At 64.3% G+C, this 24,761-nt stretch carries 29 protein-coding genes; 6 read left to right on the top strand and 23 right to left on the bottom strand.

Annotated features, from left to right (window positions below; translation table 11 throughout):
• Window positions 1-3: 3 nt before the first annotated feature.
• The 3 genes from OU419_RS03160 (at window position 4) to OU419_RS03150 (ending at window position 3,020) form a co-directional block, all read left to right on the top strand.
• The gene (locus OU419_RS03160) at window positions 4-972 is read left to right on the top strand and encodes an NAD(P)H-dependent flavin oxidoreductase (protein WP_254470299.1); all 969 of its coding nucleotides are present in this window, start codon (window positions 4-6) and stop codon (window positions 970-972) included.
• Between the two features lie 106 nt (window positions 973-1,078).
• Window positions 1,079-2,176, top strand: coding sequence for a DUF805 domain-containing protein (locus OU419_RS03155; RefSeq protein ID WP_254470297.1), 1,098 nt, complete (start codon window positions 1,079-1,081; stop codon window positions 2,174-2,176).
• Window positions 2,177-2,231: 55 nt separating this feature from the next.
• Window positions 2,232-3,020, top strand: a complete 789-nt coding sequence (locus OU419_RS03150) for an SDR family NAD(P)-dependent oxidoreductase (RefSeq protein ID WP_254470295.1) — start codon at window positions 2,232-2,234, stop codon at window positions 3,018-3,020.
• A 7-nt stretch (window positions 3,021-3,027) separates the two neighbouring features.
• On the opposite strand, the gene OU419_RS03145 is transcribed toward OU419_RS03150, so the two are convergent.
• Window positions 3,028-4,509 (bottom strand): AAA family ATPase, encoded by a 1,482-nt coding sequence (locus OU419_RS03145; protein WP_254470294.1) that lies wholly within the window; start codon window positions 4,507-4,509, stop codon window positions 3,028-3,030.
• 90 nt (window positions 4,510-4,599) lie between these two features.
• On the opposite strand from OU419_RS03145, the gene OU419_RS03140 reads away from it, so the two are divergent.
• Both OU419_RS03140 and coq7 read left to right on the top strand, forming a co-directional pair.
• A complete protein-coding gene (locus tag OU419_RS03140; protein WP_254470292.1) occupies window positions 4,600-4,938 on the top strand; it encodes a histidine triad nucleotide-binding protein in 339 nt (112 codons plus the stop codon).
• Window positions 4,939-5,025: 87 nt separating this feature from the next.
• On the top strand, window positions 5,026-5,673 hold the full coding sequence (gene coq7 / locus OU419_RS03135) for a 2-polyprenyl-3-methyl-6-methoxy-1,4-benzoquinone monooxygenase (protein WP_254470290.1): 648 nt from the start codon (window positions 5,026-5,028) through the stop codon (window positions 5,671-5,673).
• Window positions 5,674-5,793: 120 nt separating this feature from the next.
• Here coq7 and speD read toward each other — a convergent pair whose 3' ends face one another.
• Together speD and OU419_RS03125 are read right to left on the bottom strand one after the other, a co-directional pair.
• Window positions 5,794-6,588, bottom strand: coding sequence for an adenosylmethionine decarboxylase (gene speD, locus OU419_RS03130; protein ID WP_254470288.1), 795 nt, complete (start codon window positions 6,586-6,588; stop codon window positions 5,794-5,796).
• A 220-nt stretch (window positions 6,589-6,808) separates the two neighbouring features.
• Window positions 6,809-7,231: an OsmC family protein gene (locus tag OU419_RS03125; protein ID WP_254470285.1), complete on the bottom strand. Its 423-nt coding sequence runs from the start codon at window positions 7,229-7,231 to the stop codon at window positions 6,809-6,811.
• A gap of 369 nt (window positions 7,232-7,600) precedes the next feature.
• On the opposite strand from OU419_RS03125, the gene crp reads away from it, so the two are divergent.
• Complete coding sequence (gene crp, locus OU419_RS03120) at window positions 7,601-8,248, top strand: cAMP-activated global transcriptional regulator CRP (RefSeq protein ID WP_254470283.1); 648 nt, start codon at window positions 7,601-7,603, stop codon at window positions 8,246-8,248.
• 72 nt (window positions 8,249-8,320) lie between these two features.
• Here crp and trpC read toward each other — a convergent pair whose 3' ends face one another.
• From trpC to OU419_RS03020, 20 genes are all read right to left on the bottom strand, one after another.
• On the bottom strand, window positions 8,321-9,157 hold the full coding sequence (trpC, locus tag OU419_RS03115; protein WP_254470281.1) for an indole-3-glycerol phosphate synthase TrpC: 837 nt from the start codon (window positions 9,155-9,157) through the stop codon (window positions 8,321-8,323).
• Window positions 9,154-10,203 carry an anthranilate phosphoribosyltransferase gene (trpD, locus tag OU419_RS03110; RefSeq protein ID WP_254470279.1) on the bottom strand — a complete coding sequence of 350 codons (1,050 nt, stop codon included), beginning with the start codon at window positions 10,201-10,203 and terminating at the stop codon, window positions 9,154-9,156. The genes trpC and trpD overlap by 4 nt, the downstream gene beginning before the upstream one ends.
• Entirely contained in the window at window positions 10,200-10,796 is a 597-nt protein-coding gene (locus OU419_RS03105) for an aminodeoxychorismate/anthranilate synthase component II (protein ID WP_254470277.1), read from the bottom strand. The genes trpD and OU419_RS03105 overlap by 4 nt, the downstream gene beginning before the upstream one ends.
• Window positions 10,797-11,103: 307 nt before the next feature.
• Window positions 11,104-11,355, bottom strand: a complete 252-nt coding sequence (locus tag OU419_RS03100) for a hypothetical protein (RefSeq protein ID WP_254470275.1) — start codon at window positions 11,353-11,355, stop codon at window positions 11,104-11,106.
• Window positions 11,352-11,708, bottom strand: a complete 357-nt coding sequence (locus OU419_RS03095) for a hypothetical protein (RefSeq protein ID WP_254470273.1) — start codon at window positions 11,706-11,708, stop codon at window positions 11,352-11,354. Before OU419_RS03095 ends, OU419_RS03100 begins: the two co-directional genes overlap by 4 nt.
• Window positions 11,705-12,334 (bottom strand): glycoside hydrolase family 19 protein, encoded by a 630-nt coding sequence (locus tag OU419_RS03090; RefSeq protein WP_254470271.1) that lies wholly within the window; start codon window positions 12,332-12,334, stop codon window positions 11,705-11,707. The genes OU419_RS03095 and OU419_RS03090 overlap by 4 nt, the downstream gene beginning before the upstream one ends.
• Complete coding sequence (locus OU419_RS03085; protein WP_254470269.1) at window positions 12,334-13,338, bottom strand: phage late control D family protein; 1,005 nt, start codon at window positions 13,336-13,338, stop codon at window positions 12,334-12,336. The genes OU419_RS03090 and OU419_RS03085 overlap by 1 nt, the downstream gene beginning before the upstream one ends.
• A 64-nt stretch (window positions 13,339-13,402) precedes the next feature.
• Window positions 13,403-13,609: a tail protein X gene (locus OU419_RS03080; RefSeq protein ID WP_254470268.1), complete on the bottom strand. Its 207-nt coding sequence runs from the start codon at window positions 13,607-13,609 to the stop codon at window positions 13,403-13,405.
• A complete protein-coding gene (locus OU419_RS03075) occupies window positions 13,584-14,486 on the bottom strand; it encodes a phage tail protein (RefSeq protein ID WP_254470266.1) in 903 nt (300 codons plus the stop codon). Before OU419_RS03075 ends, OU419_RS03080 begins: the two co-directional genes overlap by 26 nt.
• Before the next feature lie 9 nt (window positions 14,487-14,495).
• Window positions 14,496-16,370, bottom strand: coding sequence for a glycine zipper domain-containing protein (locus tag OU419_RS03070; RefSeq protein WP_254470264.1), 1,875 nt, complete (start codon window positions 16,368-16,370; stop codon window positions 14,496-14,498).
• A gap of 145 nt (window positions 16,371-16,515) precedes the next feature.
• On the bottom strand, window positions 16,516-16,857 hold the full coding sequence (locus OU419_RS03065; protein WP_254470262.1) for a phage tail assembly protein: 342 nt from the start codon (window positions 16,855-16,857) through the stop codon (window positions 16,516-16,518).
• A gap of 11 nt (window positions 16,858-16,868) precedes the next feature.
• Window positions 16,869-17,372 carry a phage major tail tube protein gene (locus OU419_RS03060; protein WP_254470260.1) on the bottom strand — a complete coding sequence of 168 codons (504 nt, stop codon included), beginning with the start codon at window positions 17,370-17,372 and terminating at the stop codon, window positions 16,869-16,871.
• 12 nt (window positions 17,373-17,384) lie between these two features.
• Window positions 17,385-18,545, bottom strand: coding sequence for a phage tail sheath subtilisin-like domain-containing protein (locus OU419_RS03055; protein ID WP_254470258.1), 1,161 nt, complete (start codon window positions 18,543-18,545; stop codon window positions 17,385-17,387).
• A gap of 90 nt (window positions 18,546-18,635) precedes the next feature.
• Window positions 18,636-18,980, bottom strand: coding sequence for a DUF4376 domain-containing protein (locus OU419_RS03050; protein ID WP_254470256.1), 345 nt, complete (start codon window positions 18,978-18,980; stop codon window positions 18,636-18,638).
• A gap of 173 nt (window positions 18,981-19,153) precedes the next feature.
• Window positions 19,154-20,704 (bottom strand): phage tail protein, encoded by a 1,551-nt coding sequence (locus OU419_RS03045; RefSeq protein ID WP_268172974.1) that lies wholly within the window; start codon window positions 20,702-20,704, stop codon window positions 19,154-19,156.
• Window positions 20,705-20,825: 121 nt separating this feature from the next.
• Complete coding sequence (locus OU419_RS03040; RefSeq protein ID WP_254470254.1) at window positions 20,826-21,353, bottom strand: DUF4376 domain-containing protein; 528 nt, start codon at window positions 21,351-21,353, stop codon at window positions 20,826-20,828.
• 10 nt (window positions 21,354-21,363) lie between these two features.
• Entirely contained in the window at window positions 21,364-22,908 is a 1,545-nt protein-coding gene (locus OU419_RS03035) for a phage tail protein (RefSeq protein ID WP_254470252.1), read from the bottom strand.
• Window positions 22,899-23,513 (bottom strand): phage tail protein I, encoded by a 615-nt coding sequence (locus OU419_RS03030; RefSeq protein WP_254470250.1) that lies wholly within the window; start codon window positions 23,511-23,513, stop codon window positions 22,899-22,901. Before OU419_RS03030 ends, OU419_RS03035 begins: the two co-directional genes overlap by 10 nt.
• Window positions 23,506-24,396, bottom strand: a complete 891-nt coding sequence (locus OU419_RS03025; RefSeq protein WP_254470244.1) for a baseplate assembly protein — start codon at window positions 24,394-24,396, stop codon at window positions 23,506-23,508. The genes OU419_RS03030 and OU419_RS03025 overlap by 8 nt, the downstream gene beginning before the upstream one ends.
• Window positions 24,393-24,719 carry a GPW/gp25 family protein gene (locus OU419_RS03020; RefSeq protein ID WP_254470243.1) on the bottom strand — a complete coding sequence of 109 codons (327 nt, stop codon included), beginning with the start codon at window positions 24,717-24,719 and terminating at the stop codon, window positions 24,393-24,395. Before OU419_RS03020 ends, OU419_RS03025 begins: the two co-directional genes overlap by 4 nt.
• Window positions 24,720-24,761: the final 42 nt, after the last annotated feature.

Genomic DNA, 24,761 nt, shown 5'->3' with positions numbered 1-24,761 from the left:
TCCATGTCCCTGCCTGCCCTGCTCGATCGTCGTCTGCGCGTTCCTCTGGTCGCGGCGCCGATGTTCCTGGTGTCCAACCCGCAACTGGTGCTGGCCTGCTGCAGGAGTGGCATCGTCGGCAGCTTCCCTGCACTGAACCAGCGCGAGAGCAGTGGCTTCAAGACCTGGCTGGAAGAAATCGACGCAGGCCTGGCAGCCGACCCACAAGCCGCCCCGTATGCGGTGAACCTGATCGTCCACCATAGCAACCCGCGCCTGCAGGCGGACCTCGCACTTTGCGTGGAACACCGCGTACCCATCGTCATCACCAGTCTGGGCGCAGTGCGCGAAGTGGTGGATGCGGTACACAGTTACGGCGGCCTGGTCTTCCATGACGTCACAACACGCCGCCACGCCGAGAAGGCCGCCGAGGCCGGCGTCGATGGCCTGATAGCCGTCGCCGCCGGGGCCGGTGGACATGCGGGCACCTGGAGCCCGTTCGCGCTGGTCGCGGAGATCCGCCAGTTCTTCGACAAGACCCTGCTGCTGGCCGGCTGCATCAACCACGGCCACGAAATCCTCGCCGCGCAGATTCTCGGCGCCGACCTGGCATACCTCGGCACACGCTTCATCGCCACCCGGGAAAGCAACGCCTCAACTGAATACAAGCGCATGCTGCTGGAAGCACGCGCCGCCGACATCATCCACACCCCGGCGGTTTCCGGCGTGCCAGCCAGCTTCATGCGACAAAGCCTGGAAGCGGCCGGCTTCGATATGAAGCGTCTGGCGGACAAGGCCGACATCAACTACGGCGACAAGCTCAAGCCGGTCAGCGACGAGGCCAAGGCGTGGAAGACCGTCTGGTCTGCAGGCCAGGGCGTAGGCAACATCCACGACCTGCCCGGCGTAGGCGAACTGATCGCCCGCCTGGACGACGAGTATCGCCGGGCCCTGCTGCGCAGTGCCGCATTGCCGGGGCAACTGATGGTCTGACCGGCGCCACCGTTCGCTGATATATCTGCCGGGGTCGCTTGTTGGCCTCTGGCGGCACGATTACGCTGTATCGACCTCACCATAGCCAGCCGACAAGGATGCCCCAATGGAACAACCCCGCTTCAAGATCGTGTTCGACGGCGCGCTAATGCCACAGACACCGTTGGAGACCGCCAAGGAAAACCTCGCGCGCCTGTTCAAGAGCGATACCTCCAAGATCGACGCCCTGTTCAGCGGCAATCCGGTGGTGCTCAAGCGCGATCTTTCCGACGATGAAGCCGACAAGTACCTGCGCGCCCTGCATGGCGCAGGCGCCAATGCTCGGAAGGAAGCCGACGTGGCGGCGAGCCTGAGCCTGGTCGAGACCGAAGATCACCCCAGCGAGGAAACCCTCGCCGCTCGCGCCGCCGGCGAAGCCGCCAGCAACGAGCGGATGACCTGCCCCAAGTGCGGTCACGAGCAACCCAAATCCATCGAGTGCGTCGCCTGCGGCATCATCATCGAGAAGTATCTCGCTCGCCAGGCAGAGCTGGCTGCCAGCGCACCGCCTGCAGCAGCCGCTGCACCCACCGCCTCGCCGTACGCTCCACCCCAGGCACAGGTCGGTGACGAGTTGCCCGAGTTCGGTGAACTGAAGCCCTTCGCCATCGACGGTCGAATCGGCCGAGTCCGCTACCTCGGCTGGACGATGGCCCTGTTCCTGATCTTCATGCCGGTCATCATGCTCACTCTGCTGCTGGGGATGGCATCCGAGTACCTGGGCATCGGCCTGGCCGCCATCGCAACCATCGCCTACCTCGTCTTCAGCATTCGCATCAGCATTCAGCGACTTCACGACATCGGCTGGACCGGCTGGCTGTTGCTGCTGTACCTCGTTCCAGTCGTCGGCAGCGTGTTCCCGCTCCTGATTCTGCTGATTCCCGGCACCGTCGGCGCCAACCGCTACGGCCCGCCGCCGCCGCCCAACAGCCGTGGCGTAGTCGTGCTGGCGTGGACCACCCTGATCCTTCCGGTACTCGGCATCCTGGCCGCCATCTCGATACCTGCTTACCAGCAGTACATCGAACGCGCCCAGTCCGCTCAGACCCAGCAGTACCAGCGGGACGACAGCGCCGCCAGCGCCGAGCCGTCGGACGAGTTCAACAGCGGCGACACCGAAGGCGCCGAATCCGACGCCGAACCGAGCGACAGCGAAGCTCAGTAATGCAACAACTCGTGGCGGGCGTGGTCGAACGCCACCCCGTCACGGAGAGCCATCCATGCCTCGTTTTGCCCTGATCACCGGAGCCTCCAGCGGCATCGGCCTGGCTCTGGCCGAAGCCCTGGCGCGCCGCGGCCAGGCGCTGATCCTCGTGGCCCGCCAACGCGACGCGCTGGACAGCATCGCCTGCGAGCTATCGCAGCGCTTCGGCGTCGAGGTACTGTTCCGCGTCTGCGACCTCTCCGAACCGCTGCAGCTTTCCGGGCTGCTTCATGAGCTGGAACAGAACGGCCTGCATATCGAGCTGCTGGTGAACAACGCGGGAATCGGCTCATCCGGCGCGTTCCTCGACCAGGACTGGTCCCGCGAACAGGAACTGCTCGAACTCAACGTGCTGGCCCTGGCGCGCCTGTGCCACGGCATCGGCGCCCTGATGGCCCGCCAGGGCGGCGGACAGATTCTCAACGTTGCCTCGGTCGTCGGCCTGCTGCCGGGGCCGTGGATGAGCAGCTACTACGCCAGCAAGGCATTCGTGTTGCACTTCTCCGAAGGTCTGCGCGAAGAACTGAAAGGGCGCGGCATCAAGGTTTCCGTACTATGCCCGGGCCCGACCCGCACCGCGTTCTTCCGCAATGCCAGCATGGACATCGCCAAGATCGACGGCGGCAAGCTGATGATGTCGGCCGAGGAAGTCGCCTTCCTCACCGTGAAGGCCTTGCGTCGCGCGCCCGCCATCATCATTCCCGGTTGGCGCAATCGCCTGATGGCGGCTGGCCTGAGCTTCTTGCCACGCTGGGCCATGCGCAAGCTGGCCGGACGCCTGAACCGTACCGCGCTCAGCCTCTGAACCGGCGTCAATCCGCACGCACGGTCCGACCATCCGCCCATTGCCGCAATGCCGCGAGGTCCTCGGCCATCACCACCGATAGCGGCGCCGTGCGCTTGATCTCCTCGATCAGCAAGCCCTGGTCCACGGTCTTCTGCCGCGCCTGGCTGGCATAGACCGCGCCGACCACGGCCTGCTCGATCTCTGCGCCGGAGAATCCATCGCTGGCATCGGCGAGCGCCGCCAGTTCGAACTGCGCCGGGTCCAGCTCGCGGCGCTGGAGATGGATGCGGAAGATGTCGATGCGTACCGCGTGGTCCGGCAGATCAACGAAGAACAGCTCATCGAAGCGCCCCTTGCGTACCAGCTCCGGCGGCAGGCGATCGATAGCGTTGGCAGTCGCGACCATAAACACTGGCGCCTTGCGCTCGGACATCCAGGTCAACAACGTCCCCAATACCCGCTGGCTGATGCCATTGTCCTGATCGCCGGTGGCCAGCCCCTTCTCGATCTCGTCCGCCCAGAGCACGCACGGCGCCATGCTGTCCGCCAGACGCAGCGCCTCGCGCAGATTGCGCTCGGTTTCGCCGAAGTACTTGTTGTACAGCGTGCCGAAATCCAGCCGCAGCAGCGGCAGGCCCCACAGCCCGGCGACAGCCTTCGCCGCCAGGCTCTTGCCGCCGCCCTGCACCCCCACCAGCAACACACCCTTGGGCAGGTCGCTGTCCTTGCCCTCGGTGAAGGCGCTCTGCCGTTCACCGAGCCAGCGCTTGAGATTCACCAGGCCACCCACTTCGGCAAAACGGGCAGTGTCGTGCTCGAAGCTGAGCACACCGTCGAGATTGAGCAGCTCGAACTTGGTGCGATTCAACTCCGGCAGGTCTTCCTGGGTGATCGCACCATCGTTGCAGATCACACTACGCGCCAGCATCCGCGCCTCACCGTGGGTGAGCCCCCTGAGGTTCTTCACCACCTGGCGCAGGGTACGGTTGTCGGTACGGACGCGCGCACCGCGATTACGCTCGCTCCAACGTGCAGCCTCTTCGCGAACCAGGCCCACAAGCTCGTCTTCTGAGGGCAGCGAAAGCGCGAAGCGCGCGGCGAAGCGCTGAACTTCCGCCGGCAGCTTGAGGGCATGGGAAACCAGCACCACGGTTGGCTTGAACGAGCCTTCGGCCATCGCGATTTCCTTGAGCAGGCGGACTGCGCGCGGATTGTCGACGAGGAACGGATGCAGATCGCAGAGCACGTACAGGTTCGGCTGTACATCAGCCTTGATCAGCCGCAACGCCGTCTCCGCCTCGCGGCTGTCCTCCTGACCATCGGGCTCGCCACCAAAACCGAGCCGCTGCAGCCCCTCGGTCACCGACCAGATCCGCAGCCCCAGCCCACGGCGCACCGCAAGGCCGGTCAGCGTCTCCAGCACACGCGGCTCATCCCAGGACTCGATCACGACCAGCTTGACCCTGGAATCGAGCACCAGGCCCAGATCATGGATATCGTTCTTCACGCAGGCTCCTTGCGAATGCCGCCCCCGGCTGGGCGCGGCGCGTCACGGCGGCTAAACTCGGCCCCATCAAACAAGGCCGGAGAAACGCCCGTGGACTGTCTGTTCTGCAAGATCGTGGCCGGGGAAATTCCCGCACGCAAGCTCTATGAAGACGACCAGGTGATCGCCTTCCACGACATCGGCCCGCAAGCGCCGGTGCACTTCCTGGTGATCCCGAAGAAGCACATATCCACCCTCAACGACCTGCAGGAAGCGGACAAGCCGCTGGCGGGCCACATCCTCTTCACCGCCCAGCGCCTGGCGGCCGAACAGGGCTGCGAGGAAGGCTTCCGCGTGGTGATGAACTGCAACGACCTCGGTGGCCAGACCGTGCATCACATCCACATGCACGTGCTCGGCCAGCGCCAGATGCACTGGCCGCCGGGCTGATCGGCGAAGAACCTGCGCGCACCACGGCAAGACCTGTCATCTCGCTTCCGGTAAACTGACGGGCGAATGTTCTTCCGGAGGTGCGCCATGTCCGCCGACCGTCACTACTCTCCCGCCGACCGCTTCCTGCTCCAGGCCGATGCCGCGCTGCGCACACTGCTGCCGTTCAGCGGTCATCCTGGGCGCCCGTCCCCCGCCATCGTCCAGCCCGATGCGGAGCTCAGCGAAGACGATGCCCGCCATGTTGCCGGGCTGATGCGTATCAACCACACCGGCGAGGTCTGCGCCCAGGCGCTCTACCAGGGGCAGGCACTGACCGCCAAGCTGCCGCAGGTGCGCAAGGCAATGGAAGCGGCCGCCGATGAAGAGGTCGATCACCTGGCGTGGTGCGAACAGCGCATTCGTGAACTGGGCAGCCGCCCCAGCGTGCTCAACCCGCTGTTCTACGGCCTGTCCTTTGGCGTCGGCGCCGCGGCTGGCCTGATCAGCGACCGCGTCAGCTTGGGTTTCGTCGCCGCCACCGAAGACCAGGTCTGCAAGCACCTCGACGAACATCTCGCCGAACTGCCGGCCGACGACCAGAAGTCCCGCGCCATTCTCGAGCAAATGCGCGCCGACGAGCAGCAGCACGCCACCAGCGCCATCGATGCCGGCGGCCTGCGCTTCCCGGCGCCGGTTAAATTCGGCATGACGCTGCTATCGAAGGTGATGACCAAGTCCACCTACCGGATCTGATCCGCACCGCAACAAAAATGGGCGCCCACTGGGCGCCCATTTCTATTACCGCTATCGGACGTTGCGAGCAGGGGAGCGCAACAGGCGCTGAAAACCCTACCTCCCGCCGCAGCAGCCCGATCAGCGCGGCATGTTGCGTGCGTAGAATATTTCCAGCATCTCGTGCCGCACGCGCTCTTCCACCTGCTTGCGCTGTTCGGCCGACAGGTTCCTGGTCGCATCGCCGAACAGATAGTTGTCCAGGTCGAACTCCTTGAGCAGCATCTTGGTGTGGAAGAGATTCTCCTGGTACACATTCACGTCGGTCATCTGGTATGCCTCGTAAGTGTCATCGGAGAGATAGTTCTGAATCGAGTTGATCTCATGGTCGATAAAGTGCTTCTTGCCTTCCACATCTCGGGTGAAACCGCGCACTCGGTAATCCACGGTGACGATATCCGAATCGAACTGGTGGATGAGGTAGTTGAGCGCTTTGAGCGGCGAAATGACGCCGCAGGTCGACACATCGATGTCCACCCGGAAGGTCGCGATGCCTTCCACCGGATGAATCTCCGGATAGGTGTGCACGGTGATATGGCTCTTGTCGAGGTGCGCCAGGATGGTTTCCGGTAGCGGCCCCGGGGACTCCTCGATCTGGCTGTCGGTCGGGGTGACCGGCTGCTCGGAGATCAGGATGGTCACGCTGGCGCCTTGCGGATCGTAGTCCTGACGGGCGATGTTCAGGATGTTTGCGCCAATGATGTCGACAACATCGGTGAGGATCTGCGTAAGACGCTCGGCATCGTACTCTTCGTCGATGTACTGCACGTAGGCCTGCTGGTCTTCAGGCGTCTCGGCATAGCAGATGTCATAGATGTTGAAGCTCAAGGTCTTCGTCAGGTTGTTGAACCCGTGGAGCTTGAGTTTGCTTTTCACCGTGGTAACTCTCTTCAATGCGGCTCTGCCGCGTGGTTGAGCATGCCCGTCAGATGCGAACGGCACATCTGCGTAGGACGGTTTACACCTCTTCGCGTTGGCGATTGTGGTTGCTTGGTTTCGGGCGGACGGCCCAGAAAAAGGTGGCGCATTATGCAGAGGTCAAACGACCTCTGCCAGAGTTTGCGCACCTTTGATGATGAAAGGATGAAGCTGTGCGTCAGCCCAGATCGACGATTTCATAGTCGTGGGTGATCTCGACGCCTGCGCGGCCCAGCATGATCGAGGCAGAGCAGTATTTCTCGGCGGACAGTTCGACGGCGCGCTTGACCTGCGCCTCTTTCAGGCCACGGCCCTTGACCAGGAAGTGCACATGGATCCTGGTGAATACCTTCGGATCCTCGGTAGCGCGTTCGGCTTCGAGGAAAGCCTCGCAGCTCTCGACCGGCTGGCGGCCCTTCTTCAGGATGCTCACCACGTCGAAGTTAGTGCAGCCACCCAGGCCGAGCAGCAGCATCTCCATCGGTCGCACGCCGAGGTTGCGGCCACCGGCGTCCGGCGGGCCATCCATCACCACCACGTGGCCGCTACCGGACTCGCCGAGAAACATCGCTTCGCCAGCCCACTGGATTCGCGCTTTCATTGCCAAGAACTCCGCCAAAAAAAGGAGCGCCAGCTTATCACAGCGCCTTTAGGCACCCAGATAAGCCGCCGGCTGTTAGCTGTGTCGCAATTCGGGACGGCTGGCTGTGATTTATTGCTTAAGCTGACGCCATTTTACTGGCACACTCTCAGAAATTGCCCAGACGATTGTTCCGGTTTTCCAATTGTTGGTAACTTTTCGTCTGTTAAGCTCTTGCCAATTTACATACAGGCATTGCAGCGCTCTACGGCAATCTGCCGCCCTGGGGATCGAGGGGGATCGAGTCAGGGACACACGGCACTATGACTAAAACAAATCATTAGACGCCTGTTGTGCAAAGGCCACTCTTTTACTTTCCGGGACTCGGGCATGGTAGCTATTACCCTCACACCCAAAATCAAGAACCTCGACAAGCTGCTCGCGCACTGTCATCGCCGCCGCTTCACCGCCAAGAGCACCATCATCTACGCTGGCGACCGTTGCGAGAGCCTGTTCTTCATCATCAAGGGTTCGGTCACTGTTCTGATCGAAGACGACGATGGCCGCGAGATGATCATCGGCTATCTCAACACCGGCGACTTCTTCGGGGAGATGGGGCTCTTCGAGAAGGAAGGCAGCAGCAGCCAGGAGCGTAGCGCCTGGGTTCGCGCCAAGACCGAATGCGAGGTCGCTGAAATCAGCTACGCCAAGTTCCGCGAGCTGAGCCAGCAGGACCCTGAAATCCTCTTCACCCTCGGCAGCCAGATGGCCGAGCGCCTGCGCAAGACGACCCGCAAGGTCGGCGACCTGGCGTTCCTCGACGTCACCGGCCGCGTTGCCCGCACACTGCTCGACCTGTGCCAGCAGCCGGACGCCATGACCCACCCTGACGGCATGCAGATCAAAATCACCCGTCAGGAAATCGGCCGCATCGTCGGCTGTTCGCGTGAAATGGTCGGCCGCGTGCTCAAGAGCCTGGAAGAACAAGGCCTGGTGCACGTGAAAGGCAAGACGATGGTGGTCTTCGGCACCCGCTGAAGACAAGGCTGAAAGGCCCTCCAGATACAAGAAAGCCGGCAATCGCCGGCTTTCTTGTATCTGCGGGAAATCTCAGTCCGGGTCGGCGCCCAGCACGACCTTGCCGCGCTCCGGGAAGAACAGGCGCTTGAGCTCCGTGCCCGGCTCCTCGGCGCGCATGAACGCTTCGCCGACCAGGAAGCCGAAGACATCACTGACTTCCATCAGCTCCACGTCGGCACGATTGAGAATGCCGCTCTCGGTGATCACCATATGATCGCGCGGAATCTCGGGCAGCAGGTCGAGCGTGGTATCGAGGCTGACCTCGAATGTGTGCAGGTTGCGGTTGTTGATGCCGATCAGGGGCGTATCGAGGTTTTTCAGCGCACGCTCCAGTTCGTCGGTGTCATGCACTTCAACCAGCACGTCCAGACCGAAATCCTTGGCCACAGAGGCCAGCTCGGCCATCTTCGCATCGTCCAGCGCGGAAACGATCAGCAGGATACAGTCAGCACCGATGGCGCGGGCCTCCACCACCTGGTACGGGTCGATCATGAAGTCCTTGCGGATCACTGGCAGCTTGCAAGCGGCGCGAGCTTCCTTCAGGTAGGCGTCGCTGCCGAGGAAGAAGTCCACGTCGGTGAGCACCGAAAGGCAGGTAGCGCCGCCCTCTTCATAGCTGCGGGCGATGTCGGCAGGGTCGAAATTCTCACGCAGCACGCCCTTGCTCGGCGAAGCCTTCTTCACCTCGGCGATCACTGCGGGCTCACGATTCTTCGCGCGCTCCAGCATGGCCACGGCGAAGCCGCGCGGCGCATCCGCCGCGCGCGCCAGTTGTTCCAGCTCGGCGATACTGACGCGGGTGCGGCGTTCGGCGACTTCTTCGGCCTTGCGGGCCAGGATTTTCTGCAGAACCGTCGGCACACTCACTGTGCGTTCTCCTCTCGATAAACGGCGGTAAAGGCCGCAAGTTCTTCCATCTTCTCCCGGGCGAGACCGGTGTGCAGGGCGTCGTGTGCCAGGTGCATGCCTTCATGCAGGCTAGTCGCCAGATCGGCAGCGTAAAGCGCGGCGCCGGCGTTGAGCACGATCAGCTCGGCGGCCTTCTGCCCTGCCTCGGTCTTGCGGCGGCCAAGCGCATCACGGATCAGCTCCAGCGACTGCTGCGGGCTGTCCACGGTCAGGCCGATCAGGCTTTGGCTCTTGATGCCGAAGTCCTCGGGCTGCACTTCGTATTCGGTGACCACGCCATCCTTCAACTCGGCGACGTGGGTTGGCGCGGCGAGGCTGAATTCGTCCAGGCCGTCGCGGGAGTGCACGACCAGAATATGCTCGCTGCCCAGGCGCTTGAGCACTTCGGCCAACGGGCGGCACAGCGCCTGGCTGAACACGCCGACCACCTGGTGCCTCACTCCGGCCGGGTTGGTCAGCGGGCCGAGCATGTTGAACAGGGTACGCAGGCCGAGGTCACGGCGCGGAGCAGCGGCGTGCTTCATGGCCTTGTGGTGGACCTGGGCGAACATGAAGCCGACTCCGACCGTCTCGATGCAGCGCTTGACCTGCTCGGGCTTCAGATCGAGATAAATGCCGGCGGCTTCCAGCAGGTCGGCGCTGCCGCTCTTGCCGGAAACAGCGCGGTTACCGTGCTTGGCAACCTTGCCGCCAGCGGCGGCGACCACGAAGGCCGCGGCCGAAGAAACGTTGAAAATGTTGGCGCCGTCGCCGCCGGTGCCGACCACATCGACCACGTTCTTCAGGCTTTCCAGCTCCACCTGGTGGGCCAGTTCGCGCATCACGGCTACCGCACCGACGATCTCGTCGATGGTCTCGCTCTTCATGCGCATGCCCATGAGAAAGGCGCCGATCTGCGCGTCGGTGCACTGCCCCGTCATGATCTCGCGCATGACGTCCTGCATTTCCTCGGTGCTCAGGTCGAGCTGGTTGACCACACGGTTGAGGGCTTCCCTGATATTCATGCGCGCACCCCACCGGTCTGCTTGAGAAAATTGGCCAGCATGTCGTGGCCCTGTTCGGAAAGAATCGACTCGGGGTGGAACTGCACGCCCTCGACGTTCAGCGTCTTGTGGCGCAGGCCCATGATCTCGTCGACGGAGCCGTCTTCGAGCTGAGTCCAGGCAGTGATTTCCAGGCACTCGGGCAGCGTCTCGCGCTTCACCACCAGCGAGTGGTAGCGAGTCTGGGTCAGCGGGTTGTTCAGACCTGCGAACACACCCTGGTCCTGGTGGAATACCGGGCTGACCTTGCCGTGCATCACCTGGCGCGCCCGCACCACATCGCCGCCGAAGGCCTGGCCAATGGACTGGTGCCCCAGGCACACGCCCAGCAACGGCAGCTTGCCGGCGAAGCGCTCGATCACTTCGAGGGAAACGCCCGCCTCGTTCGGCGTGCATGGACCGGGGGAGAGCACGATGCGTTCGGGATTGAGCGCAGCGATCTCGTCGACGCTCAGTTCGTCATTGCGAATGACGTGGATGTCGGCCTTCAACTCGGCGAAGTACTGCACCAGGTTGTAGGTAAAGGAGTCGTAGTTATCGATCATCAGCAGCATGTCTGCTCGGACCTCATGATTGCACTGCTTTCGGATCGCGCCATCGTCGACACCCATTGCGGCCTCGCAGGCTGCGCGAATCTGGCAATTATGCCAGCGGATGGAGGAAATGGACGCGTAAGAAGAGACCGGCGCTATGCCGGGAAAGAAGGAATCAGGCGCGCCAGCGCCAACGGGCGAATGCCTTGAGGAGGGAGAGGATGATGCGGCTGCGGTGGATCACGGTTGCGGTCTCGCCTAGCGATGGCCGAACAGTAGCCCAAGGCCGGCCGCCAGCGCAATACGCGAGGCGGCCCTGCCGACGAAGTCAGCGGCACGCATCGAGCGCGGCGCGCAAGCGTACTTCATAGGCGAGATGCTGCTGCCGCTCGGCGAGCAGCGCACGGATCTTGGTCTGCAGATCGTCGTCGGGGCGCAGGTCCGACGTGGCGAATCGGGGAACTTCGATTGCCGGAGGCTGGCACGCAAGCGCAACGGGCACCCGCACTTCCAGCGGCACCGATGGCGGGGTAGCGCAACCGGCCGATAGCAGGATCGGCAGCAACAGGACGAGTCTCATCGCAGCAGCTCCCGGTCGATCAGTTGGCGCACCGCCATACACTCGTCGCCGTCGCTGCGCTCCTGCAGCAGACGGCGCGCAGCGGCTTCATGGGCATCGGCCTGCCCCCTGGCCGCCGCCAGCGCCCGCTCCGCGGCTTCGGTGCGCTCGCGGGAGGCCACTTGCAGCGCGTCGATCTGCGAATTCTGCTGCGCCAGAAGTGCCTCCAGAGCCTGGCGGGAATCGCCACAGCGAGCCTGCTCGATGCGCAACGTTTCCATCCGCCCGCGATAGAAGCTCGCCGTTACCCAGGCACCGAGCACGGTTCCCAGCACCAGCGCCGCCAGAACCAGCGTCAGCGGAAGACGGCTCATACCAGCACCTCCCGCGCACGCAACCAAAGCCGCACGCGCTCGTCCTGGCCATTCAGGCCACCATTGATGCGTCGGGTGATGTCCTCGAAACGTCCCGCGTCCGACAGCGCATTCAAGCCGTTCTGGCTCCACCACCAGGCTGCGGACTGGCTGGCCCATCGTGGCTCGACCAGCAACTGTGGCTGCTCAAGAAACGGCTGCTCCAGCCCTTTTCCGACCGCCCGGTAATTGGCACGCCCGGTGATTTGCAGCAACCCGCGTCCGCGGTAGCGCCAGCCATCGCCGGAGGCTTCGTCGCCATTACCATTGCGCCCGGCGTAGACGACATTGGCGATCCGCTCAGGCTGGTAGGCCAGCTCGCGCGCCAGCGCGGTAGGCGCGCCATCGGCGCTGCGGAATCGCCGCGGCCATACCGCCGCCAGGCGCTGTGCGCTATAGGCCAGGCTCTCGATGCAGCGGGTCAGTTGCGCACTCTCATGCCCGGCCTGAGCGAGAAAGGCGGCAATACGCGGCGGCGTGTCGATCCGCCAATCGCTGAACGCCGCATTGAGCGCCGGCAGGAAAACGCCCGCGACAGGGCGGGCGTTGGGGAGGATCAGCAGCAGTTGCCGTTCGTCGAGCACCATCAGCCGTCCTCCCCCGCCTTGCCTTTGCCCTGCGCCCCGCCGTTGCACTGCACCGAAGTCGTCCATCCCGACGCGGAGTACTGGTGAGTGACAGAGTCGATCAGGTAGCGCCCATCGAGACCGGTCTTGAAGCCTTGCAGGTCGATCGTCAACTCGGCGAACAGGTCCGCCCGCCCGGGCATGCTCAACTGCACCTGGGCGCTGTTGCGATTGAACTCGGCCAGGCGCGACGCCGCGACCTGACGGGCAGTCGCTTCATCCGGCTGCAAGTGCCGGTCGCAATGCTCCGCCTTCACCTGGCTCGGCGCATCGGCGTTGGCAACGCGTACCTGCCGCTGCACACCGTCGCTAGCGCGATAGGGAACCACCACGGCAGACACCACCCGGCGATCATCCAGCGTGAATCGAAACGACCCCACGTCTCCCCGGCCAAGCACCGGCACTTCCAGTGCCTGCCCGCTGGAGCTGCGCCCCGCCTGGCGTGGCTGCACCAGCAAGCTGTTGTTCGCCATCTTCGCCGTGCAGTCGTACTGGCGCGCCAGACGGGTGATGAAGTGGAAGTCCGACTCGCGGATCTGCTCGGCCCGCACAACCACCGTCGCCACGTCGCAGGCAGCGCGCCAACCATTGCGCGCTGCGAGGTCGGCAACGATGCCGGCCAGCGAGACGTTCTCCCAGCTCCAACTGCGGCTGGCCTTGCCCTGGCCGCGCATGTCGCCGCTCTTGCCCTTGATCACCAGGCTGTCCGGCGCGCCGCTGAAGGTCAGGGTATCGACCACGTAGCGCCCCATGCGGGTCAGCGGAGCGCCTGCGTAACCGAGCAGCACCTCCAGCGCCGCGCCGCGCCGCGGCAGGCTCACTGCACCATCGCGGTCATCAATGGTGATCTGGAAGGTGTCCGACTCCAGCCCCGGCTTGTCCGTCAGTTGCAGTTCGACCAGGCGGTCGCTGATCAGCGGCGTGATATCCGCGCCGTCGGCGACAATGCGAAATTCAGGTTTCATGGCTCACCACAATGAAAAAGGCCCCGCACAAGCGAGGCCCGAAGGGAAGGACGTACACCAGCCATCAGTCCCACAGCCGTACCTGCGGGTCGGCCTGCGCGGCAAGCTCCGGCAGCAGGATGACCAGCCCGCCGCGCAGCGGCTGGGGCTCGTCTGCCAGTCCGGGGTTGGCATCGAGCACTGCCTCCACGCAACCGTTGAGATGGCCATAGCGCTGGTAGCACAGGCGATCCAGCAGATCGCCGTCAGCGGTTCGGAATGTCGTCGCCATAGCGGATGAACTCCAGGTCGAGGGTCTGCTGTCGAGGAACGCCATTGGCGAACAACGCCTCCTGCGCCTCGGTGATCTTGGTCAGGCACCAGTTGCCCAGGTCGTCGCCGCGACCGTTACTGAGGTTGACCGGCTCGCGCAGCTCGGCCAGTTCGCGCAGCAGGCGCGGCAGGTTCCAGCCGACCCGCTGCGAATCGTCACCAGCGCGGATGAACAGCGGCATCACCACACCATGCAGCGAGAGCGTTTCCGGCCCCAGGCCGACGCTCTGCTGCGCGCTTCGCCGCCCGAGCCGCGCCTGCTCCTTCCAGGCATAGGCGCTACTGCGCGTCAGGCGCTGGAAGCCCGTGGTATCGACGTTGAAGTAGTAAGTCTTCTGCGTCGACAGCAGCGGCGTCATGATCAACAGGTGCTGCGGAACCTTGCACATCTGCGCCGCCGGATCCGTCCTGGGCGCGAGCACCGAGGTCGGCAGAATGTTGCCCAGGCGCGGATCGATCTTGCCAAGCACCTTGTTCACCGCCTGCCCCGCGCGATCGATTTCCTCACCCACACTCTGCACCCGCCCGCTGACTTCGGTGGCGATGCGCTTGGTCTTGTCGATGTCCTGCTGCAGCTTCTGCTGTTCGCGCTGAGCCTTGTTCACCACGCCCTGCAGACGGCCCTGGACACGCACGAGCCCGCCCATGACCCGCTGCAGTTTTTCCGCTGCCTCCGGGGTCACACCGGGCAGGCCCTCCAGGGCGCTGGCGCCGCTGCGGATATGCAGCAGCGCCTTGTCCAGCGGCTCGATCACCTGGGCCAGATCGCGGCGCCCGGTTTCCGCGGCGCCAGCGAGCTTGTCCAGTCCGCCATTGAACTGTTCCAGATAAGTCATGCTGCCTCCTTACACGACGACGGTGTCGAACAGCGCATTGCGCTGGCGTTCCTGCTGCGCCTCGCCGATCAGTCGGCGCATCGCAGGTAGGAGCTCGTCGATCAATTGCTGCGGATTGACGATGTTGCCGGCCACCGAAATGTTCACCTGTGGCGAGAACGTCCAGTTGGGAGGAGCGGTAGTGGCCGGAGGGGCGGGAGGCGTGGCCACCGGAACCGCGCCAGGCACATTCTCACGCGATGGAGCACTGGGGTTGCCCATCTGCTCGCCGGCCTTGCCACCCAGGTACTCGCCAACGAGGGCGCCAATCGCCCCACCCACGAGAGTGCCCACCACAGGAATCGGGATGAAGGTTCCCAGCGCGGCACCCGCGGCCGCGCCGGTGGCGCTGCCCGCCGCCTTGCCGTAGCCGATGTTCTTTTTCCGTGGCGAATCGTTGCTGCTGTAAACGGACGCCACATCAACCACCGACGCCAGCGCCCTGAACGGCCCAACGCGTCGCAACAGGCTACCGGCACCACGAGCCAGACCGCTCGCGGCCCGCCCGATGCCCGACGCATCAATCTTGCCAACGGCGCCGCCAAGCCAACTTCCCGCGCGCCCCAGAACCGCCCCTGCCCGCTGGACGATGCCGCCCCTGGCGGCAGGCGCCTTGCTTCTGGCCCCGCCGGAGCGTTTTCCACCAGTGGGCCCCTTGCGTCGGGTGCCAGACCTCGAACCGCCTCCGCCCAGATCAGGCCAGTTGGTGACGAACACATCCTGAACATCGCGGCTGGACCCGTTCCCAGGCAGCAGCGACTTGGCATCCTGGGCAAACTGCTTGACGCCAATCGCCGCCTTGACCGCCAACAGCCCCGCGCCAACCACAGCCGCGACCCGCAGCAGCTCATCGCTCTTGAGCAGGAGGCTGCCGATACCGATCAGCGCTCCACTGATACTCTGCTCCGCCGCCTCCAGTTGCCCCAGCGGCGAGTTGCGGCGGGCATCCACGCCAGCCTGCAGCACATCATCGGGCATCACACCGTGCCAGCCACTGCCAGCCGCGGGAGCCAGCAACGCATCGGCGCCCTTCCGGTCTCCGGGGCCCACGCGCGCCAGACCATCGAGCATCTGCTTGCCAACGGCCTCGACCGGCAGGCCCTGCTGCTGGGCTCGCCAGGCGATGCTCGCCAGCGCGCGCTCCATAGCCGCCGCAGTCTCGACACCGGCCTTCTGCTGCAGTTGCTGTACCAGCGCCGCAGTGGTTGCCAGCGATACATCCTGGCCCTGGGCGAATCTCGCCGCCGGTGCCAGCAAGGTTTGCGTATCGTCCAGGGACAACCTCCGCCGCGACATCGCGTCGGCCAGGTCCAGTGTCTTGCCAAGCGGCATCGCCGCAGACTCGGTCGCATCGTTCACCGTCTTGCCGAGCCTGACTTCGGCCGCCTCGTCATAAGGCAGCCCCGATGCCTGGCGCAACTGCATCAGTCGCGAGCGGAAGCCGAAGCTCAGCTCCACCGAACTTCGCATTACGTCGCCAATGCTACTGAGCCCGGCGATCTTCCCGATGCCATCGCCTACGCGTTGCCGATCGTTGATCGGCGCGGGTGCATCGCGCTCTGCCGTGGCCGAGCGGTCGATCGTTACTGGGCGCTGCGCCAGCAGATCGACGATCCGCCGCAGCGCCAGCCGGGTCTCGCCAGCGTTGCGCTCGTTCGCGTGGTACTGCATATCGAGCGTGTACCGCGTCGCGCGCAGGTCATCGACCAGATTCCGCAGATGCGGCGTCGGGTCCATCGCGGCCCCCAGCCTATGCAGCCGCGCAGTGGCGTCTTCGATCACCTTGCCGAGCGCACTGCCCAGCCCGATGACGAGCGCCGCCGTCACTTCCGGTTTTTCACTCATTTTCAAATCACTCGCCCATCTGACGACAAAGGGGCATCGGTCACCCGATACCCCTCCCTTGGCGAACTAGCTCGCATCGTCCCCCAGCCACCATCGCAGGTCGCCGAGGGTCATGCGTTCCAGCTCGCGGGCCGTGAAGCCCGACTCAGCCGCCAGACGCCGCGCCAGCTGGCGCATCAGCGCGAAGGTCATCCCCGTCGTCTCGCACCAGGCGAAAGTAGGCCTGTTGCAGGCGCTGGTAGTCGCTGAGCTTCAGGCCCTCCAGATCCTGCCGACTGACCTGCGCCAGCGAAGCGAAGAGCTGCAGTTCGCGCTCCTCGTCATCGCTGGCGACCTTGCTGGCCAGACGGATGTCGCGCACGGTCGGCGCGCGCAGGGTCAGGGCATCGACATCGACGCCATTGCACGCGGTCGGGCGCGATAGTTTCACCACCGCCGCATCGTCGGAAACGCTCAGCCAGGCAGGCTGTTGCAGAGAGTCATGCATCACGGTTCACCTCACACGCCCAGGTCGGTGCGCATGCTGGCGAGCTGGTCGACGCCATTGACCTTGCGCACGGAGTTGGCCGGATCGATCTCGAACATCTCGCGGCCCTCGATCTCCAGCTTGTAGTAGGAGACCGCCACGCTGTAGGTGCAGGCGGCCAGGTCGCCGGCTTTCCAGTCGCCCGGATTGATCTCCTTGAGCATGCCGCGAACGGTGGCAACCACCGGCACGGAGGTGCCCTTCTGGGTCTTGAACGAGCCACGGAAGGTACCGTTGAAGGCGCCCTGGTCGCTCAGTCCGAAGAACTTCATCGCCTCGCGGCGAGCGCCGTTGGTGGTGAACTTGGCTTCCAGTGCTTCCAGGCCGACATCGAGCAGGACCGGGGCGTCCATGCCACCGGCACGGTACTCCTGAGTCTTGACCTTGAGCACCGGCAGGGTGAGAGAAGGTACGTCACCGGCGAAGCTGACGCCGTCGACGAACAGGTTGGTGTTGATGAGGATCTGCGGAATCATTCGAAATTCTCCTTAAGCTGCGTCCAGTACTTCGGTGAGCCACTGATCGGTCACCTCGACACGGAAGTTGGGGTTCTCGGCCGGCGGCACGTCGGTGAAGCGGATGTTCCAGTACACCTTGCCCTGGGCCAGTTGGCTGGCGGTGTTGAGTTCCGGGTCGGCGTAGACTTCGAAGTCGATCACCGCGCCCTGGTTCTTCAGGTCGCGCATGAAGGCTTGCAGGCCCTCGGTGACGTCCTTCACGTAGGTCTTGGTGATGCCGCGGTCGACCGCCCACTTGTGCCCGGCGAGGATCGCGTCCATCACCATGTCCATCGTCCGCACGCGGGTCACGAAGGCCCACTTGGCATCGCTGGACAGGGTGCGGTTACCCCACAGGCGATAGCCGTCGTCGCGGATGATGGTGGTGATGTTGGCGTTGTTGAGCAGGTTGGCGCGGCAGGTCTCGTCGCCGTCGAGGAATTCGATCGGGCGGCTGGTGCCGGTGATGCCGAGCAGCTCCTTGTTCGACGGCGAGGACCAGAAGCCGTACTGGCTGTCGGTCCAGGCGAACAGCGCGGCGGCGTTGGCCGAGGCCGCTGCGTCGACGGTGGCGCTGCTGGCGGTGTCCCAGTACTGCACGCCCGGATCGACCAGGTAGATACGCTTGCTGCCGAACTCGCCGGCGTAGGCGATGGCCGCCTCGTCAGTGGTGTTCGGACCATCGACGATGGCGATGGCACGCAGCTTGTCGGCCAGGGCGCCCATCGCGGTGGCTACCGCCTGGGTGGCGGAATGCTTCGGCGCGACCAACAGGCGCGGCTGGGCATTGAAGCGCGACTTGCCATCGAGCAGCGCCTGCAAGCCGGTACGCTGACCGGCCTGGGTTACGGTGCCGATGATCGCGGAGGTCTGCTGCGCGGCATCCTCGACCTTGGCCACGCCAACCGCCACGACCACCGCGGCGGACTGGGTGAAGATCGCGGTGCAGGACTTGTAGATCGCCGACGCGGTACCGAACGCGGCCGCCGCTTCACGCAGGCTGGTGAGCAGCACCGGCATGTCGGCCTGCGCGGTCAGCTTGGCTTCGGGGGTGAAGGTATCCACCAGGCCGATGATCGAGGACGACGGCAGCGCAATGGTGCGCGCACCGACGTCGACATTGGTCACGGTTACGCCGTGAAAGAAGCTCATAGATTTTCTCCAGACATAAAAAAACCGCCAGTAGGCGGTTGGTTGTTGGCCCGATCCGCGGGTGCGGTGGGCAGTACTTTTGAAGGCGCGTCAGGCAGGCCAGCCCTGGTCGAGCATGTCTTCGGTGAAGGTGCCTTTTTCCAGGTGGTCGAGCAGTTCGGCTTCGCGGTCGAAGCAGGCCTGCACATGGGCGCGCATGGCGCGGGCCAAAGTAATGATCTGTTGTGCGTCCAGGTCGACGAAGCCGCTGGGGATTTTCCATTGGCAGCGGTAGGCCGGATCGATCACTGCTTCCAGCGCGGCACTGGTAAGCAGCGACTGGCTATCCCGATCGCTGAGCAAGGCCATGCCGTTGACGGTGATGCTGGCGGTTTCGGCCTGGTAGCGGTAAACGCCGATCAGAGCCGCTCTCTCCTTGAAAGATGGGGGCGCCACCACTGGACTCGATGGGGGTGTCAGCTCGCCATTTCCATAGATCCAGCCCACACCGGCGACATCCGACCGTTGGGCGGATTGTCCAACCGGCAACGGCTAGGTGCTGGGCTCATCCCGCATGGCGACCGCCACCACGGAGGCGCCTTCGACAATCACATAGCGATCACTCATATTTACCACTCCACGATCAGTAAACCCGGCAAGCCAGCCGTACCGGGCGCGCCACTACCGGAGTTATAGGCAGCGCCGCCACCTGCGCCTCCGGTGCCATAGCCGTAACCGGGCACACCGATAAAACCAGTATTGGCGCCAGCACGGCCACCTCCCCCACCGGTACCGAATGGCCCAGAGCCGCCATCGCCACCATCACCTCCAAAGCCTCGGCCATCGCCACCGTAGCCGCCGCCATAAGTCCCACCAATTCCGCCAGCCCCGCCGTTGCCGTAGATAGCATTCCCGCCTGAAGAAGGGGAGCCGCCGGCAAGCGTCAGCAACGAACCAAAAGAAGTAACGCCGCCTGCCGAGCCGGCCACACCATTCGCACCGGGTGCTCCCCCGGCCCCCAAGCTGCCCCCTGCACCAATGGTCACAGCGATGACCTGGCCTGGCGAGACGTTCACGGGTACCTTGATTGCACTCTGGCCCGCACCGCCGCCGCCGCCGCCCCCAGAGCCCGACGCGACGAAACCGCCACCGCCGCCGCCGCCGGACCCGCCGCCGCAGCCACTCAGATAGAGCGTGGTCACACCATTCGGAACGGTAAACGAACCAGACGACGTGAAACGCTGCTGACGTGCCCTGAGCGCATCTTGTACAAACGCGGTAGTAGCCAACTGCTGCGTATTGGTGCCAAGCAGCGCAGTTGGAGCGCTAGGAACTCCGGTAAAGGCAGGCGATGCCAGCCGTGCCAGACCATTGGTGATGTCCTGAAACACCAGCCCAGTAGTACCGATGACGATTGGCGCATCGGTGATCAATTGCCAGACAGAGTCAGCCTGAGTGGTGCCACTCTCGACCGACACGGTGAGCGCCGGAGTAACTTCGGCGTTTTCGTCGGCATCGGCACTACGCGCCCAGGCACCGCCCCCTGCGACATAGATACCATTCTGGCTGCCGGTACTCTGGCTCTTCACCAGAACCCGGTCGCCAGTTGCCAGCACAACACCATCGACAGTCTGCAGACCGCTCAGCGAGATGTTCACCGTGGTCGCCGCGCGCACTGACTGCTTGTAGTCCAGGCGGTTCATCGCCGTGACGATGGCGCTGTCGACATACTCTCGGGTGGCCAGCACCACGCTCGGGTCGATCTTCAGCTCCACGGAACCCGTGCTGTCGACCGCCAGGATCATGCGAATAGTCTGGCTGCGGCCGCTGCCTTCGACCAGCATCGGCTTGTAGGTCGGGGCACAGTTGGCATAGGCGATCAGCGCGCCGCTCTCGTCATACAGCCCCATCTCGCGAATCCACCAGCCACCGATTTCCTCGGGGATGACCTGCTCGACGATGATCTGTTGTGGATTCTTCGGGTCGACCGAGAGCCGGCTGATTTCCGCGCGCCGTTTCTCGCTGACCAGTGCGGTGCGACCGGCCTCCGGCACGGGAACGATGCCACCGCCGTCGCCAACGCCCATATGGGTGAGCTTCAGCGTCGTGCCGGTGGCAGTAGCGGTCGCCAGCCTGCTGGCACCCAGCGACGTCAGAAGTACGAAATAAGTTGCAGCCATTGATAGATGCTCATGCAAGAGATGCAGGTTCGCCGGGGCCCAACAGGCTCACCGGCACCCTGCGGGTGTAAAAAAACCGCCAGGTGGCGGTTGCGGGAAACTTCCTTCACAGGCTCGATGTTCAGGCAGGCCAGCCGTGGTCGAGCATGTCTTCGGTGAAGGTGCCTTTTTCCAGGTGGTCGAGCAGTTCCGCTTCGCGGTCGAAGCAGGTCTGGACGTGCAAGCGTACAGCGGCGGCCATTTCGAGAATCTGCGGCGCCTGCAGATCGATGAAGCCGTCGAGCGTCTTCCACTGGCAGCGGTATGCCGGATCAACGACAGCGGCCAGTGCCGCGCCGTTCACCAGTGCCTGGCTGTCGCGGTCGGTCGGTAGTGCCATGCCATTGGTGGTGATGCCGGATATCTCGGCCTGGTAGCGGCGGGTGGCGATATCGCGGGTGTAGCGCTCGGGACTGGTATCAACCGGCGGGTCGATCAGTTGTGGAATGTCTCCGCTATCGAAGTCGATAACCTTCCCGTTTACCTGCCCCTCCAGCAGTGCTCGCCAGTGTTCGTGGGTGATCTCTACTGCGTCGTCAGGGATCTGCTCAGGCAGATGAACGTTATCGTCATAAAAAGCACTAAAGCGTTTGCTCGAGTAAATAGTCATGGACTTCTCCTCAGTAACCGATGGCGATGTAACGGGCAGCTGTTGCTCCCGCGCTATCGCTCCCATTGACGGTGACAGTGATGGCCGTTTTATTGGCGATGGTAGAAGCGTTCAGGTAGAGGCTAATACCGCCCACGCTGCCAATAGTCTTGTCCGCCAGCGTTGCGGTCACTTGCAGAACGGCATTAGGGAAAGCTATGGGATAAACCGAAGTCAGTGCGCCAGTCCCACCGATGGCGACTCCCCACTGAATGATCAGCCCGCTGGGCAGTCGCTGATAGCCGTTGGGTTGTTGAAAGGAAGCAAAGCCAGCTGACGCGCCAAGCTGTACGCCACCCCATGCGTACCAGGACGCCCCCCCCACATAAGCGACTGTGACGGTATCACCAGCGCCAAGAACGAACGTACGAGCCGTACTGTTACCTACGCCGTACAAGCTTTGCCCGGCCGCGGCCTGCACGGTCACAACTCCGCTACCAGCATTGTTGATCTGAAACGTAGCGCCCACCGCCTCGGACGTCCCAGTTGGCAGCGTCACTGTGATGGTGTTTCCGCAGTTGATAACCTGGCCAGCCATATCCAGAGTCAGGGCGCGAGTCGTGTTAGCACTAGTCTGACCAGAGAAGTTGCCAATCGCGCGCTGAACGAACTCCGTCGTGGCCAAGCTGGTATCGCGGTCGAACGGAGATGGCGTCGGCGCCGTCGGGCTTCCGGTGAATGCCGGCGATGCCAGCCGCGCCAACCCATTGGTGATGTCCCGAAAGACCAGCGGGGTAGCACCAACGCTGATCGGCGCATCGGTGATCAGTTGCCAGACACTATCGGCGAGGCTGGCACCACTCTCGACCGAGACAGTCAGCGCGGGAGTCACCTCGGCGCTCTCGTCGGCATCGGCGCTACGCACCCAGACGCCGGCCGAAGCCACGTAGATCCCGTTCTCGTTGGCGGCAACCTGGTCCTTCACCAGCACACGGTCGCCCGCCGCGAGTGCGATACCATCGACAGTCTGCAGACCGCTCAGCGTGATGTTCGCCGTGGTTGCCGCGCGCACCGACTGCTTGTAGTCCAGGCGGTTGATTGCCGTGGAGATGGCGTCGTCGACGTACTCCCGGGTCGCGACCACCAGGCTCGCGTCGAAGCGCAAATCCACCGACGCCGTGTTGCCGACGATCAGTACCATGCGCACCGTCTGGGTCCGGCCACTGCCTTCCGCCAGCAGCGGCTTGTAGGAGGGCGCGCAGTTGGCGTAAGCGATCAGCGCGCCGCTTTCGTCGTACAGCCCCATTTCGCGAATCCACCAGCCTCCCGCGTCGGCGGGGATGATCTGCTCGGCGACGATCTGCGAGCTGTTGGCCGGGTCGATGTTCAGTTGATTCAGCGGCGCCCGGCGCACTTCGTTGACCAGGGCGGTGCGGTTGGCGTCGGGTGTCGGTACGCTACCCGCGCCGTCGCCGACGGCAAGGCGGGTGATTTTCAGCGGCGAGCCCACTGCCGCGGCGTTTGCCAGCTTGGCAGCGCCTGTCGTGGTGAGAAGGGCGAAGTAAGTCACGGGCATGGGTAGACACTCAAGCTATCGATGGAATGTTCGCGGCCAGGCGCGCCGTGGCGCCCGGTCACTTCAATGAGCTCCGCGAGGTACGGATAGACGGTGACGCTGCCACCGTCGTACTGGGCGGCGCCGACGCCGATGCGGCCTCGCGATTCCAGGCTGATATCCAGCCCGATGAGATGCCGGGTGAGCGGCTTGGCGTCCTCGATCAGGCGCTCCACTTCCTCGTACATCGCTTCGGTGATGCCGCTTTCCAGCACGCCGATGCGCATGCGGAAGGTGCCTGGCTCGCCCGGCGGCGTGGTTTGCCACCACTCGACGATCTCCAGCAGGTATCCCAGCGGCTCCACCACCCGCCGCAGCGCGGCGATGGTTCCCTTGTGCTGGTGGATGCGGAACGCTGCGGCCACCGCATTGCGCTTCACACTCTCCTGCCACTGCGGGTCCCAGCGGTCCACCGACCAGGCCCAGGCCAGGTATGGCAGCAAGGCGACGGGGCAGCGCTGTGGGTCCATCAGCTCGCGCAATGGCACCGGCAGGTCATTCACCTGCACGTCGGCCAGCACGCGCTCCAGCGACGTCGAGTTCGAGGGCAGCAGTCGACTACTCATCCGAACCTCCCACGCGTATCCGGTAGCCCGTGCAATAGGCCGCCTGGGTGGCGTCGAGTACGACATCCGCCACCGGCGCGGCCAGCTCGACGCGCTGTACGCCCTCGACATGCAGCGCGGCGAACAGCGCCGAGCGGCGGATGTCACGGCCAATGCGCCGTTGCGTGGCGATGTAGCTCTGTAGCGATGCTTCGGCGGCCTGCTGAATGAGTTCCGCCTCGGGACCGGGGTAGATGTACAGCAGCGCATCCACGTCGTAGGACACGATGGTCGCCGACTGCACTGTCAGGCGGTCGCCCACCGGGCGCACATCCTCGTCCGACAGTGCCTGGCGCACGGCATCGAGCACCGCTTCGGAGGCCTGGCCGTCGCCTTCCGACGACAGCACGCTGACCAGCGCCTCGCAGGGCGCCGGGCTGATCGCCGAGACATCCGCGATGCGCCCGTCGGCGCCCAGGGCGAAGGCCACATAGGCGTTGCGCGGGCCCGCCACCGACAGTTGGTCGAAGGCCAGTTGGGTGCGGTTGCGCAGCGAGTCGTCGCTCTCCAGCACAGCCCCCTTCGGCGGGCTCGCTGTCGGGTCGGCCTCCTGGATCACCAGGCGCTTCACGTTGTAGCCGGCGGCCAGTTGGTCAAGATCGCTGCGTGTCGCGTAACCCAGCATCACCGCGCGGGCAGCGTCGTTGATCCGGGCGCGCAACAGCATCTCGCGATAGGCCGCCAGTTCCAGCAGCTTCACCACCGGGTCCGATTCCAGCGACGCGGTCCAGCCTTCGCCGAGCGCCGCGCGAAAGTCGCCCAGCAATTCCTCGTAGAGCGCTTCGTAATCCAGCGTCTCGACGACTTCCGGCGCCGGCAGTTGCGACAGGTCGATAAGGCTCATGCACGCACCTCCAGGGCAACGTCATCGCCCAGGTAAAGGCCGCGCAACTGGAAGGTCACGCTGCCGTCGAGCACGGCGACCACCTGTACCGATTGCAGGCGAATGCGCGGTTCCCAGCGGCCGACGGCGCGGGCGACTTCCGCCTGTACGGCACCCTTCCAGCCTTCGGTCACCGGCAAGTCGACCATGCGCCGCAGGCGGCTGCCGTACTCCGGACGCATGCGCCGGGCCCCCAGGGGCGTGGTGAGGATGTCTTCGATGGATTGCTTGAGGTGCGCCAGCCCCGTAAGCGGCTGGCCGGTGCGTCGGTCCATGCCGATCATGGCTGCGACCTCCCGCTAGCGGGGCGCCCGATAGGGATTCTG

This window comes from Pseudomonas triclosanedens (genome assembly GCF_026686735.1).
Lineage (GTDB): Bacteria > Pseudomonadota > Gammaproteobacteria > Pseudomonadales > Pseudomonadaceae > Pseudomonas > Pseudomonas triclosanedens.
This window is presented reverse-complemented; position numbering and strand designations above follow the sequence as displayed.